Origin of the sequence: Pontibacter rugosus, from assembly GCF_042678745.1 — a bacterium.
GTDB classification, from domain to species: Bacteria; Bacteroidota; Bacteroidia; order Cytophagales; family Hymenobacteraceae; genus Pontibacter; species Pontibacter rugosus.
This window is the reverse complement of sequence record NZ_JBHTLD010000463.1, coordinates 1-818: the sequence shown is the minus strand read 5'-3', so window position 1 is coordinate 818 and position 818 is coordinate 1. Positions and strand designations below refer to the sequence as shown.

Annotated in this window: 1 protein-coding gene; it reads left to right on the top strand. The window is 37.9% G+C overall.

Going from position 1 to position 818, the window contains the following annotated elements; all coding sequences use genetic code 11:
• Positions 1-162 precede the first annotated feature (162 nt).
• Positions 163-765 (top strand): TetR/AcrR family transcriptional regulator, encoded by a 603-nt coding sequence (locus ACFQ2O_RS21925; RefSeq protein WP_377533100.1) that lies wholly within the window; start codon positions 163-165, stop codon positions 763-765.
• The last annotated feature ends 53 nt before the right edge of the window (positions 766-818 follow it).

The following is an 818-nucleotide window of genomic DNA, read 5'->3' as shown; positions in this document are numbered from 1 at the left end:
ACTTTACATATTGTCCTTAAAAAAAGAGGTTTAATAGCAGCGTAAAATGCAATGGTTTGACATAGATCGCTAACATAATCTTTATATTTGCACTAAAGTAATCATTGCAATTACTTTTAATGAAGCATACTTACAGAGCATTTATAAACTCCCCTTTTTCCCATGGAGGCAACAGATAACCCACGTGATAGAATAATTGCTGAAGCAAAGACAATGTTCTTTACCTATGGCTACAGCAAAGTTCTAATGGCAGAGCTTGCAAAAAGGCTAGGCATGAGCAAAAAAACCCTTTACCAGTATTTCAAGAGTAAAGAGGAATTACTCAACGTCGTGATTCGGCAACATGGTTTCGATATTCAATATGAGGTAGAACGAATTATGCAAGATGAGGAACTTGCGTTTCCTGAGAAAGTAAAGCAGATATTTAGCTATGTTGGCATAAAGCTGCATGATATCAACCCTTTATTTGTAGAGGACATCAAACGTAATGCTCCTTCTGGATGGCAACAACTACAAAAACATAAAGCCGACGCTGCTTTTCTGCGATTTAATGCATTATTGAACGAGGGAGTGCGTAAAGGCTTTATTCAGCAGGAAGCGAATCGTGCTATGGCCGTTTTACTTTATGCAAGCGCGCTTGAAACTATTCTTAATCCCGATTTTACGCAGCAGGTTCCGCAGGAGCTAATATCGGAATTACCTACTACGCCTGGCACTGTGTTCGATGGCCTTGTCAATATTATTTTTAATGGAATTCTAAAGTGACATAGCCAATATATAACCTTAAAGGCCAGAATGTTCTGATTATGATTTCAATA